12 protein-coding genes are annotated in these 14,086 nt (G+C 35.6%); 8 read left to right on the forward strand and 4 right to left on the reverse strand.

What is annotated here, in order from left to right:
• Position 1: 1 nt before the first annotated feature.
• The 8 genes from K5S59_RS16230 (at position 2) to K5S59_RS16265 (ending at position 10,461) form a co-directional block, all read left to right on the forward strand.
• A complete protein-coding gene (locus tag K5S59_RS16230; RefSeq protein ID WP_000899471.1) occupies positions 2 to 196 on the forward strand; it encodes a hypothetical protein in 195 nt (64 codons plus the stop codon).
• Positions 177 to 1,757, forward strand: coding sequence for a glycosyltransferase family 2 protein (locus tag K5S59_RS16235; RefSeq protein ID WP_073518169.1), 1,581 nt, complete (start codon positions 177 to 179; stop codon positions 1,755 to 1,757). The genes K5S59_RS16230 and K5S59_RS16235 overlap by 20 nt, the downstream gene beginning before the upstream one ends.
• Positions 1,747 to 2,991 carry a nucleotide sugar dehydrogenase gene (locus K5S59_RS16240; protein ID WP_001103210.1) on the forward strand — a complete coding sequence of 415 codons (1,245 nt, stop codon included), beginning with the start codon at positions 1,747 to 1,749 and terminating at the stop codon, positions 2,989 to 2,991. The genes K5S59_RS16235 and K5S59_RS16240 overlap by 11 nt, the downstream gene beginning before the upstream one ends.
• Entirely contained in the window at positions 2,988 to 3,953 is a 966-nt protein-coding gene (locus tag K5S59_RS16245; RefSeq protein ID WP_000037045.1) for an NAD-dependent epimerase/dehydratase family protein, read from the forward strand. The genes K5S59_RS16240 and K5S59_RS16245 overlap by 4 nt, the downstream gene beginning before the upstream one ends.
• The gene (locus K5S59_RS16250) at positions 3,946 to 5,493 is read left to right on the forward strand and encodes a glycosyltransferase family 2 protein (protein WP_120449448.1); all 1,548 of its coding nucleotides are present in this window, start codon (positions 3,946 to 3,948) and stop codon (positions 5,491 to 5,493) included. Before K5S59_RS16245 ends, K5S59_RS16250 begins: the two co-directional genes overlap by 8 nt.
• A 339-nt stretch (positions 5,494 to 5,832) precedes the next feature.
• Positions 5,833 to 8,082 (forward strand): formate C-acetyltransferase, encoded by a 2,250-nt coding sequence (gene pflB, locus K5S59_RS16255; protein ID WP_000195477.1) that lies wholly within the window; start codon positions 5,833 to 5,835, stop codon positions 8,080 to 8,082.
• Positions 8,083 to 8,150: 68 nt separating this feature from the next.
• Positions 8,151 to 8,882: a pyruvate formate-lyase-activating protein gene (gene pflA, locus K5S59_RS16260; protein ID WP_000238465.1), complete on the forward strand. Its 732-nt coding sequence runs from the start codon at positions 8,151 to 8,153 to the stop codon at positions 8,880 to 8,882.
• Between the two features lie 412 nt (positions 8,883 to 9,294).
• Positions 9,295 to 10,461, forward strand: coding sequence for a diglucosyl diacylglycerol synthase (locus K5S59_RS16265; protein ID WP_000594695.1), 1,167 nt, complete (start codon positions 9,295 to 9,297; stop codon positions 10,459 to 10,461).
• 371 nt (positions 10,462 to 10,832) lie between these two features.
• On the opposite strand, the gene K5S59_RS16270 is transcribed toward K5S59_RS16265, so the two are convergent.
• From K5S59_RS16270 to K5S59_RS16285, 4 genes are all read right to left on the reverse strand, one after another.
• A complete protein-coding gene (locus tag K5S59_RS16270) occupies positions 10,833 to 10,952 on the reverse strand; it encodes a YfhE family protein (RefSeq protein WP_000358484.1) in 120 nt (39 codons plus the stop codon).
• 110 nt (positions 10,953 to 11,062) lie between these two features.
• Positions 11,063 to 11,620: a GNAT family N-acetyltransferase gene (locus K5S59_RS16275; protein ID WP_000914737.1), complete on the reverse strand. Its 558-nt coding sequence runs from the start codon at positions 11,618 to 11,620 to the stop codon at positions 11,063 to 11,065.
• 241 nt (positions 11,621 to 11,861) lie between these two features.
• Positions 11,862 to 12,992 carry an amidohydrolase gene (locus K5S59_RS16280; protein WP_220784066.1) on the reverse strand — a complete coding sequence of 377 codons (1,131 nt, stop codon included), beginning with the start codon at positions 12,990 to 12,992 and terminating at the stop codon, positions 11,862 to 11,864.
• Positions 12,993 to 13,132: 140 nt separating this feature from the next.
• Entirely contained in the window at positions 13,133 to 14,038 is a 906-nt protein-coding gene (locus K5S59_RS16285) for a TIGR01777 family oxidoreductase (RefSeq protein WP_001216946.1), read from the reverse strand.
• Between the last annotated feature and the right edge of the window lie 48 nt (positions 14,039 to 14,086).

Below are 14,086 nucleotides of genomic sequence, written 5' to 3' on the forward strand. Positions count from 1 at the left end.
TATGTTATTTACTGATGAATTGCGTAACCATGTTGGTGAGTTAGTGCAAGTTGTTACAGCTGTAGAAATTGTTGCAGGCATTCTGTTATCTGTGACGGATGGGGCAGTAAGTGTTCGTACTTCTCCTTCTTATGGACCACCGGAAGATGTAATCGTGCGTACTCCTATTATTGCTTATGTTCGCTTGGAAGGGTAAGAGTGATACAAGTATGAGAGTATCAGTTGTTATTCCAGTGCATAATGAAGCGAGTACTTTAGCACAAGTTTTAGTAGAAGTAGAGAAATTGAAACCATATGAAATTATCGTAGTAGATAATGGATCGACAGATGGGACAAAAGAAATAGCGTTACAACATCATTGTCATGTCATTTATTATCAATATTCTCTTGGCAATGATGTTGGACGGGCGATTGGAGCAAGAGAAGCGAAGGGTGACATGGTTTTATTTTTAGATGGTGACATCGTTATTGATAATAAAGAGTTGCAACATTTCATAAAAGGAATTCAGCAAGGCCACCAAATTGTTGTGAATAATTTAACATGGTCCGTATATTTAAAGGTGAGACCGCATTATACGACAGTTGGCAAATTTATGTTGAATCGCTATTTGAATAAAAAAGAGCTTGTTGTTGGATCTTTAATCGCAATTCCACATGCAATGAGTAGGGAAGTTATTCAGAAATTTGGTTGGTGGAATTTAGCAGATCCAGCACTGTTTCAAGCGATGGCGATGTCTAGAGGAGTAGATATTGTCGATATGGCTTCGGTCGATGTTATTCATACAAATAAAGTGCGTCCTGTTCATACTGGTACATCACCCGGTTCTCCTTATCCGAAAGCGACTAGTCGTATTATGGGAGATCATTTACGTGCTTTGCAATATGCAATCGAAATATATGGTAAGCGTGGTGGTTTTTCAGAAGGAAATAGGGATAGAGCGTTTATAGGAAAGTATAAACCAGTTGTATTACAAAAGAAAAAAGCGAAATATAGTGCCATTATCCCCGTATCAGAAGAGAAAATGACTATAAGATCTGTTATACAAGAAGTGAAAAAAGCAGGTGTAGATGAAATTATAGTGGTTGCGAATGGAGCTGATATGGAGACAATTAAACAAGCAAAGTTAGAGAATGTTATCGTTATTGAATTCGAGGAAGCGCTCGGACATAATGTGGCTCGAGCGATAGGAGCTATGCATGCCACGGCCGACATTTGTTTATTTGTCGATGGTGATTTTGTTATTCCAGGAAAAAAACTAATTCCATTTTTACATGCGATTGAAGATGGACATGATGTGGCATTAAATGATTTACAGTGCTTATTAGATATGTTTCATCCGGCAGATCCAATTAGCATGGGAAAATATTTTGTGAATTTGGTAGCGAAACGACCAGATTTATGGAATAACTCATTAACGGCAGTACCACATGCTATGCATAAAAAGGTAATAGAGAAAATAGGATACGATTCTCTTATCATTCCGCCACTAGCTCAAATGAAAGCTATTTTGGAGGGATTCTCTATTACAGCGGTAGAGTTTGTAGATGTTATAAAAACAAATCGGGTACGCCCAGAGCAACATGGATTTGTAAATGGACGTATTCCAGCATTTGACCGTATTTTCGGTGATCAGCTTGAGGCAATTGCATATTTATTGCAATCCACAGATGAGCGTGGGAGTTTTACAGATGGAGAGCGGGATAGAAATATAATTCAACAATTGAGAAAGGAAGAAGAGAATACAGATGAATGTTAGTAGTACAGTTGCTATTATCGGATTAGGATATGTTGGCCTTCCTTTGGCAGTTCATTTTGCAGAGAGAGGACATACAGTAATTGGATTAGATAAAGATACTAGAAAAATAGAATCGATTATAAAAGGAGAAAGTTATATTCCAGATGTTTCTTCTAAATTGTTACAAAGTTTATTGACTAAAAAAAAATTAATAGTAAATACACCAGATCAAGGCATTGCTGATTTTCAAAATAGTGATTATGTTATTGTCACTGTTCCGACTCCAATTAATGAAAAAAGAGAACCAGACTTAAGTGCCCTCATTTCAGCTTCTCATTATATACAACAACATCTTCAAAAAGGACAAACCTTCATTTTCGAAAGCTCCACATATCCAGGCACACTTGAGGAAGTTATTATTCCGATTATTTCTCAAGCAGGTCAAAAGGTAGGAGAAGATTTCTATATCGGATATTCCCCTGAGAGAATTGATCCGGCTAATAGTCATTATTCCGTTCAAACGATTCCAAAAGTTATTAGTGGACAAACAGAAACGTGTAAACAAAAAGTACAGGAGTTGTATAGTACTACATTTGATGTAGTTGTTCCAGTTAGTTCTCCGAAAGTAGCGGAAATGTGTAAGTTATTTGAAAATATTCAGCGCCTAGTCAATATTTCATTAGTAAATGAGTTAAACACATTATGTGAAAGTTTAGGAATTGATTTTTATGAGGCGCTTGAAGCTGCATCTACAAAACCGTTTGGATTTACTCCATATTGGCCAGGGCCAGGGATAGGGGGACACTGCATTCCAGTAGACCCTTTATATTTTCAATGGAGAATAAAAAAGAATGGAGCAATTAGTCAATTAATTGAGGCGGCACATGTAATTAATGAAGAAATGCCAGAGAAAATAGTTCGGAAAGTAAAAGGCATGGTGCAATCACCTGCATCAGTTTTAATTGTAGGAATTGCGTATAAGAAAGATGTAAATGACTTAAGAGAATCACCAGCGTTGCCAATTATTGAATTGTTAATAGAAGAAGGATATGAGATAGAATATCATGATCCATATATTTCTTCTGCAAAATTTGGAGATAAGGTATACCAATCTGTTTCTTTGGATGAACAAGTCATTAAACAAGCGGGTTGTATTTTAATTTTAACTGATCACTCTAATATCGATTGGAAGCTTTTTAAAGGAATGAAGCGAGTAATAGATACACGTGGAATTGTAAAGAAGGTGAGTGTATGAGTAAGAAATGTTTAATTACAGGTGGAGCAGGGTTCATTGGATCACATCTAGCTGAAGAATTGGTGAAAAGAGGTTATGGGGTCACAATCGTTGATAACTTCTATAAAGGAAAAAATAAATATCATGATGAGTTAATGAAAGAAATTCGGGTTATTCCAATAAGCGTTTTAGATAAAAGCTCAATTTATGAATTAGTAAATCAACATGATGTAGTGTTTCATTTAGCAGCAATTTTAGGTGTGAAAACGACAATGGAAAAGAGTATAGAGCTTATTGAAACGAATTTTGATGGAACGAGAAACATTTTACAAGCAGCACTAAAAGGAAAGAAGAAAGTAGTCTTTGCGTCTACTTCAGAAGTATATGGTAAGGCAAAGCCACCCTTCTCTGAAGAGGGGGATCGATTATACGGGGCGACTTCTAAAATACGTTGGAGTTATGCAATTTGTAAAACGTTAGAAGAAACATTATGTTTAGGATACGCTTTAGAAGGTTTACCTGTAACGATTGTTCGTTATTTTAATATTTATGGTCCAAGAGCGAAAGATGGTCCGTATGCAGGGGTAATCCCACGATTTATCAGTGCGGCCCTGCAAGGAGAAGACATTCTCGTATATGGAGATGGAAAGCAGACACGTTGCTTTACGTATGTAAGTGATGCGGTAGAGGCAACGATTCGAGCGATGGATGAGAAGGTAAATGGTGAGATTATTAATATAGGTTCTGAGAACGAAAAGAGTATAAAACAAGTAGCAGAAATAATTAAAAAGCTAACGAAATCTTCTTCAAAGATTGTCCAAGTTCCTTTCGAAGAGGTATACCCACATGGCTTTGAAGAAATTCCAAATAGAAGACCAGATGTAACGAAATTAAAAGAACTTGTGCAGTTTAAAGCGATAGTAACGTGGGAACAAGGATTGAAAGAAACTATTAAATGGTTTCGTGAAGAAAACAATGGCTAAGTCGCTATCAATTATTATACCTGTATGTAATGAAGCGGATACGATTTCAGACGTTATTCAATCTGTAAACGGATTAAATCCAGTAGAGATTATTGTAGTAGCAAACGGTTGTAACGATGGTACAGAAGAGGTTGCCAGTCGTTTAGGGTGTAAAGTAATCGAGTATACAGAGCTACTCGGGAACGACGTTGGACGTGCGGTCGGTGCAAAACACGCGATAGGTGATGTACTACTATTTATAGATGGAGATTTTGCTATTCAAACTTCAAAATTACAATTATTTCTGAATCCAATTTTACATGATCAGGCCGACATCGTTTTAAATAATTTGGACGCACTATTTTTAAAGAAACAAAAACCGCACTCCGTGACAGTATGGCGCCAAATATTAAATGCAATGTTAGAGCGTGAAGAGTTAAAAATTGATTCTTTATTATCTGTACCTCATGCGTTGACGAAAGAAGTTGTTCAAAGCATTGGATATGAATGTTTTGTTAATCCTATTGTCGCTCATTTACGCCTAGTACAAAGCAAATGGAGAATTAGTCGTCATTGTGCAATTGACGTTATTACGCCGAATAAATTTCGGCCGACCGAGCATGCTGCATATGGCACGGGTCTTTCTCAATCTGAAAAAAGGATGATAGGTGATCATATAGAAGCTGTAGCGGAGCGAATAGTAGGCAGTGATGAGCGCGGAGGATATTATGATGGAAATAGGAAAAGAGAGTGTGTTTATCATACTTTAAGTTTCGAAGATTTTTATCAAGGATGGGGCGTCACCTCTAAGTTGTATAAAGGAAAGCAACTATCGGTCATTATTCCTGTACAAGATGAAGAGAAAACAATTGGAAACGTTATAGAAGAGCTCCGCAAAATTGAACCTTTTGAAATTATCGTTGTTGTAAATGGTTCAGCTGATAAAACAGCAACGATTGCAAAAGAAAAGGGAGCAACAACAATTGTATATAAAGAAGCACTTGGAAATGATGTGGGGCGTTCACTTGGAACTTATTTTGCAAAAGGGGAAATTGTATTATTTATAGACGGCGACTTTGTTATTCCGGCTAGGGAGTTATATCCTTTCGCAAAAGCTATTGCAGATGGAATGGATGTCGCCTTAAATGATCTAAATCATTATTTAGATTTAAGAGTACCGCTTCATCTTGTAACTGCATTTAAATATGCATTAAATTTAGCTTGTGATAGAAAAGATCTAGGAGTAGGCTCTCTTATCGCTGTACCGAATGCGTTTAGTCGTAAGTGTTTGAAAGAAATCGGATATAGATCTTTACTTTCACCTTGTGTAGCCCAAGTGAAAGCTATTCTGTCAGGATTCGAGATTGCGTGTGTATGTCGTGTAGAGGTCGATAAGATGAACCGTATTCGTCCCAGTGAACATTTTGCAAAAATAGGTCATCCTCCAGCTGTCTTGCGAATTATAGGTGATCATATAGAAGGATTAGAGCAATTAATTGTATTAGAAGGCAGTCGTGGTGGATTCTATGATGGGAATAGAAAAAGAGATGCTTTAGAGTAGTAACAAAAAAAGTGTACAACATATGTACACTTTTTTGTTCTGTTATAAAAACTATAACAGATTAGGAGATAAGAGTATTACAGCTCTACAATGGGTATTGTTCTTATATTACAAAATAGGACTCGTATATAAGGATACCAAAAAAATACAATTAAGGAAAGGGTTAATTATAAAGACTTTTAAGTGAAGTTAACACTGTGCATATAGTAGTTTGCTCAACATTTCACAAACATTTCACAACTATTTCGTTCACTTTCGCAAAAAAGTAGTATTCTAAGTGTGTAAGCTGTTATATAAAAAATCTTAGTCCTGTACTAATCAAAAATGGAGGAGATTAGGATGACTCAAGTATTAGAAAATGTTAAAAACGCATGGGAAAACTTTAAAGGTGAAAAATGGAAAGCAGAGATTGATGTTCGCGATTTCATTTTAAATAATGTAAACGTTTTCGAAGGAGATGAATCTTTCTTAGCGGGAGCAACTGAAGCAACGAAACAACTTTGGGATCAAGTAATGGATTTAACAACGAAAGAACGTGAAAACGGTGGCGTTCTTGATATGGATACAAAAATTGTTTCTTCTATTACATCACATGAACCAGGATATTTAAATAAAGATATTGAAAAAGTAGTCGGTTTCCAAACTGAAAAACCATTTAAACGTTCTTTACAACCATATGGTGGTATTCGTATGGCGGAACAAGCTTGTGAATCTTATGGATACGAAATGGACAAAGAGCTTAGTCGTATTTTTAGAGATTGGAGAAAAACTCATAACCAAGGTGTATTCGATGCTTATACACCAGAAATGAGAAATGCACGTAAATCAGGTGTAATTACTGGTCTTCCAGATGCATACGGACGTGGACGTATTATTGGTGACTACCGACGCGTAGCATTATATGGTATTGATCATTTAATTGAAGCGAAAAAAGCTGATTTAAATTTAACTGGCGGTGTAATGAGCGAAGATACAATGCGTTTACGCGAAGAGTTATCTGAGCAAATGCGTGCGCTTCAAGAGTTAAAACAAATGGCTGCTTCTCATGGCTTTGATATTTCTAAGCCGGCAACAAATACACAAGAAGCATTCCAATGGCTATACTTCGCATATCTTGCAGCAATTAAAGAGCAAAACGGAGCTGCGATGAGTCTTGGACGTACTTCTACATTCTTAGATATTTATATTGAAAGAGATTTAGCAAATGGTACTTTAACAGAAGAAGAAGTACAAGAAATTGTGGATCACTTCATTATGAAATTACGTCTTGTGAAATTTGCAAGAACACCTGATTATAATGAATTATTCTCTGGTGACCCAACTTGGGTAACTGAGTCTATCGGTGGTATGGCATTAGATGGTCGTCCATTAGTAACAAAGAACTCATTCCGTTTCTTGCATACACTAGATAATTTAGGACCAGCTCCAGAACCAAACTTAACAGTTCTTTGGTCTAAACAATTACCACAGAACTTTAAAAACTACTGTGCGAAAATGTCTATTAAAACATCAGCAATTCAATATGAAAATGATGACATTATGCGTGCTGACTACGGCGATGACTATGGAATTGCTTGTTGTGTATCTGCAATGAGAATTGGTAAACAAATGCAGTTCTTCGGCGCACGTGCAAACTTAGCAAAAGCATTACTATATGCGATTAACGGTGGTAAAGATGAAAAATCTAAAGCACAAGTTGGTCCTGAGTACGCACCAATTACTTCTGAAGTATTAGATTATGAAGAAGTTATGCATAAGTTTGATATGACAATGGAATGGTTAGCGGGTCTATATTTAAACACATTAAATGTTATTCACTACATGCACGATAAATATAGCTACGAACGTATTGAAATGGCACTCCATGATACAAATGTTCTTCGTACAATGGCAACAGGTATCGCGGGTCTATCTGTAGTAGCAGACTCTTTAAGTGCAATTAAGCACGCAAAAGTAAAACCAATTCGTGATGAAAACGGTATTGCAGTTGACTTTGAAATCGAAGGAGATTTCCCTAAATACGGTAACAATGATGACCGTGTAGATGAAATCGCTGTAAATCTTGTAAAAACATTTATGAATAAACTTCGTAAACATAAAACATACAGAAATTCTGTTCATACAATGTCGATCTTAACAATCACATCTAACGTTGTATACGGAAAGAAAACTGGTAACACTCCAGATGGTCGCCGTACTGGAGAACCATTTGCACCAGGTGCGAACCCAATGCATGGCCGTGATACAAAAGGTGCATTAGCTTCATTATTATCTGTAGCTAAATTACCATATGAAGATGCACAGGATGGTATTTCTAATACATTCTCTATTATTCCAAAAGCACTTGGTAAAGAAGATGATGTACAAGTACGTAACTTAGTATCAATGCTTGATGGTTATGCAGTAAAAGAAGGTCATCACTTAAATATTAACGTATTTAATCGTGAAACATTAATGGATGCAATGGAACATCCTGAAAAATATCCACAATTAACAATTCGCGTATCTGGTTACGCTGTAAACTTTATTAAATTAACTCGTGAACAACAAATCGATGTAATTAACCGTACAATGCATGAAAGTATGTAAGTGAAAAAGTGTCCCTCTGCTTTATATAAATAGTAGAGGGAGGCTGCTTCAATAAAGGAGGAAGTAACATGGTAAAAGGAAGAATTCATTCTGTAGAGTCTTGTGGTACTGTTGATGGCCCAGGAATTCGTTATGTCATATTTACACAAGGGTGTTTATTACGTTGTCAATATTGTCATAATGCTGATACGTGGGAGATCGGTAAAGGAAAAGAAATAACAGTTGAAGAAGTAATGCAGGATGTGACATGTTACCTTCCTTTTATTGAAGCTTCCGGAGGCGGTATAACAGTTAGTGGTGGGGAACCATTATTACAGTTAGATTTCTTAATTGAATTATTTAAGAAATGTAAGGAAGCTGGAATTCATACAACAATTGACTCTTCGGGTGGTTGTTATTCAGAAGAACCAGAATTCCAAAACAAGCTAGACATTTTAATGGATTACACAGATTTAGTTTTATTGGATTTGAAACATATTGATTCAAAGAAACATCGTAAATTAACAGGAAAACCAAATGAACATATTTTACAATTTGCTCGTTATTTATCGGATAAAAATAAACCGATTTGGGTACGACACGTATTAGTTCCTGGTATTACGGATAATGAAGAGGATCTACAAAAATTATCTAGCTTTATTCAAAGCCTGTCTAATGTTCAGAAAGTTGAAGTGCTACCATATCATAAGCTTGGTGTATATAAATGGGAGGCACTTGGGCATAAGTATCCACTTGCAAGTGTAGAACCACCTACTGAAAAGAATGTAGAGAAAGCAAGACATATTTTACAAGCAGTCTAATCCAAATATTGGATTAGACTTTTTGCTTTCTTTACAATAAAACCTAGAGTATGTATATAGAAAAGAGTATACTGAAAATAGAATATCCATATTTTTGTAAGGAATAAGTGGATAAATTTACATAATTGTAAAGGGAAATCAAAATAGTAAAAAGAATTAAGAAGTAAAAGAGTGAGTATCATGGAATAGAGAACATTTGTAAGTTATTGCGAAAGCTCTTATAGGAAAGTATAATGTAAAGATATGAGCACAGATAGGATTAAGGGGTCAATCTTATATGCTTTGCATATCCACGACAGGTACATAGCTGAAAGAGAAGTATTAGAATCTGTTTATGTAATTTTTAAGGAAAATGTTTTTCCTATTGTCGTATATGCAATATGGAGAAACAATAAGCTAGGAGTGGATTTGTTTGATAAAAAACCCCAAGGTTTTAATATTAACTGCACATTACGGTAATGGTCATGTGCAAGTAGCGAAAACATTAGAACAAACATTTCGCCAAAAAGGAATTGAAGATGTAATTGTATGCGATTTGTTCGGAGAATCACATCCAGTTATAACCGATATTACAAAATATTTATATTTAAAAAGTTATACAATAGGAAAAGAATTATACCGCTTGTTTTATTACGGCGTAGAAAAAATTTATGATAAAAAAATAGCATCTTGGTATGCGAATTTTGGAAGAAAACGTTTGAAATTACTTTTACAAGCAGAGAAACCGGATATTGTTATTAATACATTTCCGATCATAGCTGTACCAGAGTTAAAAAAGCAAACAGGTATTTCAATTCCTGTGTATAACGTATTAACGGATTTTTGTGTGCACAAAATATGGATTCATCGGGAAGTAGATCGTTATTTTGTAGCAACTGATCACGTGAAAAAAGTTATGGTTGATATCGGTGTGCCTGCGGAGCAAATTGTTGAAACTGGAATTCCGATTCGTAGTAGTTTTGAGCTGAAGATCAATCCAGACATTATATATAATAAATATCAGTTATGTAAGAATAAAAAGATTTTACTAATTGTAGCAGGTGCTCATGGGGTATTAGGAAGTGTAAAAGAACTATGCCAATCATTTATGTCAGTACCTGATTTACAAGTAGTTGTCGTTTGTGGGAAAAATGAAGCGTTAAAACAGGATTTATTAGGGCTTCAGGAAAAAAATCCTGATGCATTAAAAGTATTTGGTTATGTTGAAAATATTGATGAATTATTCCGTGTTACTTCTTGTATGATTACGAAGCCGGGCGGTATTACGTTAAGTGAAGCGGCAGCATTGCAAGTACCTGTCATTTTATATAAGCCTGTTCCAGGACAAGAAAATGAAAATGCGATGTACTTTGAAAGAAAAGGAGCTGCAGTTGTCATTCGTGATGATAGTGAGGTTTTTGCAAAGACAGAGGCGTTATTACAAGATGATATGAAGCTTCTTCAAATGAAAGAAGCGATGAAAAGCATTTATCGTCCGGAGCCAGCTGGTCATATTGTGGATACAATTTTGGCAGAAAATCATGTAGAACCGAATCATATACCTATTAAATCACCTGCTCTTGCACAATTATTTACTTAATATGAAACCCTCTTTTATATGTTTAAAGAGGGTTTTTTATTGTTTTATACGATAAAGTAGTAACTTATCCACATGGAGATTACGCTTTTAATAAACAGTAAAGTCGAAATATTAACAACTATATCCACATTGTCCACAATTTTTAGAAAAATATCCACAATTCTAACATTTACTATGCGTTGCAACATATAAACTTGTGAAAGGTTTATTGAATTTATTCACAATTCTATAAATTGTGTGGATAACGTTATCCACACAAAAAAAGGTTCCTTATTTATAAGGAACCTTTTTTGTCTATTCTATCACGTAGAAAAAATATGTAATGAGAATGAATAATTAGGGGGGAAAACTTCTAATTATTCATTCTCACTTTAAATACTTTTCGAGCGATAACCCGCTGCGCGATCTGCTTTGCGAAATTCTCGTTGGTAGAGAACCTCTTGTGTACTAGATAATGTATTTTTTGCTTTGTCACGTTTCTTTTTATCCATTACAAATCACCTCGTGTCCTAAAGTCACTATCTATCGTTTCCAAAGACATGGGGTGATATACGTATATGGCAAAATGTTAATGGTTAATTATTTTTTCTAAAAATTTAGATTATGCTTCTTTTAATTGGTGAGCATCTTGGAACGTTGTATCTCGCATTGTAGCAAGTGTATATTGATCTTTTGGGATTTCATATAAGTTATATACTTCTTCATTTGCGTTAATTTCATCATAAACGGCTTTTCTTGTTTCGTTAGCTAGATTAACATATTGTAGTTTTTCGGCAGCTTTAATAGAACGAATATTTATTTTGCGAATACGCATAAAGATTGTTTCAATATCTAATTCATAGAAAAGTTCACTAAAAAATGAATCTTTCGCCAATTTATTATAGCCTTTTCCATGATAGGGTTTGCCAAGCCAGGTTCCGAGAAATCCGGCTTTTTCTTGCACATCAAATAAAGTAATTGTTCCGATGGGGTTACCCCATTCATCTAAAATTGTGCGTGAAATTAATTCCCCGCGCTCTTCAGCTTCAATCGTTTGTTTCGTTAAAAATAAATACTCCTCATAAGAATAAGCCTTTTGACGCACAAAAGGGAAGACAGCTGGATCCACCATTAACTCGTATAGAACGTGGCTGTCGTGTAAGTCGCGTTTTTTCAACATACTAATTCCTCCTCACACGAGGGTAGCATGACGAAAAAGCACCCCACCCTCGAAATTTTTATATCAATCTTTAAAAAATTTCGGGGTGGGAATCGAACCCACTAGAACCAGTTTCTAACGCTGGTGGCGCACCATTTGCCTTCCCCATTCATCAATTTGAAAATGATAATCACGACACAAATTGATTATGGTTTCATTCAGTTTATAATCGTATAATACTTTATCTAGTCAAAAAAATAAACTAGTTTTTTTTATTTTTTTTGTAAATTATTTTCCCATCAATCATGGTTAGTACAGGCTTGGCTAAATAATGGAAAGGATGATGAGTCCATAACACGAGATCAGCGTCTTTTCCAACCTCAATGCTGCCAATTCTATCCTCTAAACGTAAATTTCGTGCTGGAAATATAGTGATTCCTTCTAGTGCAGTTTTTTCGTCTAATCCTTCTCTTACTGCGACAGCAGCACAAACATTTAAATATTGAATTGGTGTATAAGGGTGATCTGTTGTTATAGAAACTTCCACTCCATTTTTCGATAATATATGGTAAGTATCCCATGTTTTGTTTTTAAGTTCGATTTTAGAACGACGTGTAAGAGTGGGGCCAACTGAAACCTTCAAATTGTATTTTGAAAGTTCTTCAACAATAAAGTGTCCTTCTGTGCAATGTTCAATACGTAAATCGAGATTGAACTCTGTTGCAAAGCGTAGAGCAGAACTAATATCATCTGCTCGGTGAGCGTGGATACGTACGGGTATTTCGCGGCGTAATGCTTTTAAGATAGGAAGCATTCGAAAATCAGCTGCATGTCCGTAGTGCTGTGCTTCATAGAATGATTCCCGAAGTAATCCCATAATTCCCATACGTGTTATGGATTCTTTTGTTCCATTACTATGGACCTTTTTAGGATTTTCTCCAAAGGCAATCTTTAAGCCAGCAGGTTCTTGAATAATCATATGATCAATACAAGTTCCAGCTGTTTTTATTACACAAGTAGTACCACCGATAATGTTTTGACTTCCTGGCATAACGTGAACAGTTGTGATTCCGTTTTGTACAGCATCTTGAAATGCAATATCAAAAGGGTGGATTCCGTCTAAGGAACGGATATGTGGTGTTGAAACTTCAGATGTTTCATTTGCATCATTGCCAGCCCAACCAGTACCTTCATCATAGAGACCAAGATGAGTGTGAACATCAATAAATCCAGGTAAAAGATGAAGAGCACGAGCGTCTATAACTGTCATATCTTGAGTAGGTTGAATGGAAGGCTTGACCTCGGCAATTCTTTCTCCTATAACGAGTACATCCCCTTGAAATTTTTGGGATGTAATAGGATAGACAATGGCTTGTTTGAGCAATATTTTCATAGGTACCTCATTTCTGTTACTTTACAATGTTAATGAAATTTAAGGGAAAGTAACTGAAAGATTATTTGTGTAATAATGCTCCGGATTCTAGAAAATGAAAGATTTGAAAGGGGTCCCTGTAAAACTGTGTTTTATAAGTACTACATTGTATGCGAAAGTATATTTTGTAATGCATGGTCTATTGCTGGAAATGTGTATTGATACCCATGTTTAATTGCTTTACTAGGTAATACGTGTTGTCCTTCTAGTACAAGTATACTCATCTCACCCAATAAAGTGTGAAGCATAAATGAAGGGACAGGTAACCAATGAGGTTTTTTCATTATAGTTGCAATGGTTTCTCCAAATTCCTTCATCCGTATAGGTAGGGGAGCTGTAAGGTTGAAAGGTCCATCAATTTCTTCTTTGTGTATGATGAAATCAATAAGGCGAACGACATCGTCTATATGAATCCATGATAACCATTGCTTTCCAGATCCAATTGTACCTCCGATATAGAATTGATATGGGAGTAGCATTTTGGGAAGAGCTCCTCCGTCTACGCCTAATACAACTCCAAGTCTTGCATAGATTGTTCGCATTCCGAGAGAACGTGCTTTAGATGCTTCTTGTTCCCATGAATATACTGTATTTGCTAAAAAGTCATTTCCAGGAATCTCATGCTGTTCTGTAAAAGAATCAGTTTCAGACGTTCCATAATATCCAATAGCACTTGCGTTAATAAATGTATTTGGTTTTGTATCAAGGGTTTGCAATTGTTTAATGAGCCCTTTTGTTATTTGAATTCTACTGTTTAAAATGGATTCCTTTTGTTTCGTTGTCCATCTACTATTAATAGACTCTCCAGCTAGATTAATAACTACATCGATAGAAGAGAGGGGGAAGGTTTGTAAATCTGGTGTCCATTGCACATACTGAAGGTTAGGGTGGGAAGTTTTAATAGTTTTGTTTCGAGTAAGAATGTAAACATTATATCCTTTTTGAATCAAAAAAGTAGAAAGGTATTTACCGATAAAGCCGGTACCACCAGAAATTGCGATTCTCACAATTATTTCCTCCTCATTATATATATTCTTGAAAAGCAAAAACGTTCC

Source organism: Bacillus sp. BML-BC051, assembly GCF_019656175.1.
GTDB lineage: Bacteria > Bacillota > Bacilli > Bacillales > Bacillaceae_G > Bacillus_A > Bacillus_A mobilis.

What these genes read in the sequence shown, in the direction of transcription:
- K5S59_RS16230 (WP_000899471.1), top strand. Translation starts at nt 2, where the DNA reads ATGTTATTTACTGATGAATTGCGTAACCATGTTGGTGAGTTAGTGCAA.
- K5S59_RS16235 (WP_073518169.1), top strand. Translation starts at nt 177, where the DNA reads ATGTTCGCTTGGAAGGGTAAGAGTGATACAAGTATGAGAGTATCAGTT.
- K5S59_RS16240 (WP_001103210.1), top strand. Translation starts at nt 1,747, where the DNA reads ATGAATGTTAGTAGTACAGTTGCTATTATCGGATTAGGATATGTTGGC.
- K5S59_RS16245 (WP_000037045.1), top strand. Translation starts at nt 2,988, where the DNA reads ATGAGTAAGAAATGTTTAATTACAGGTGGAGCAGGGTTCATTGGATCA.
- K5S59_RS16250 (WP_120449448.1), top strand. Translation starts at nt 3,946, where the DNA reads ATGGCTAAGTCGCTATCAATTATTATACCTGTATGTAATGAAGCGGAT.
- pflB (WP_000195477.1), top strand. Translation starts at nt 5,833, where the DNA reads ATGACTCAAGTATTAGAAAATGTTAAAAACGCATGGGAAAACTTTAAA.
- pflA (WP_000238465.1), top strand. Translation starts at nt 8,151, where the DNA reads ATGGTAAAAGGAAGAATTCATTCTGTAGAGTCTTGTGGTACTGTTGAT.
- K5S59_RS16270 (WP_000358484.1), bottom strand. Translation starts at nt 10,952, where the DNA reads ATGGATAAAAAGAAACGTGACAAAGCAAAAAATACATTATCTAGTACA.
- K5S59_RS16275 (WP_000914737.1), bottom strand. Translation starts at nt 11,620, where the DNA reads ATGTTGAAAAAACGCGACTTACACGACAGCCACGTTCTATACGAGTTA.
- K5S59_RS16280 (WP_220784066.1), bottom strand. Translation starts at nt 12,992, where the DNA reads ATGAAAATATTGCTCAAACAAGCCATTGTCTATCCTATTACATCCCAA.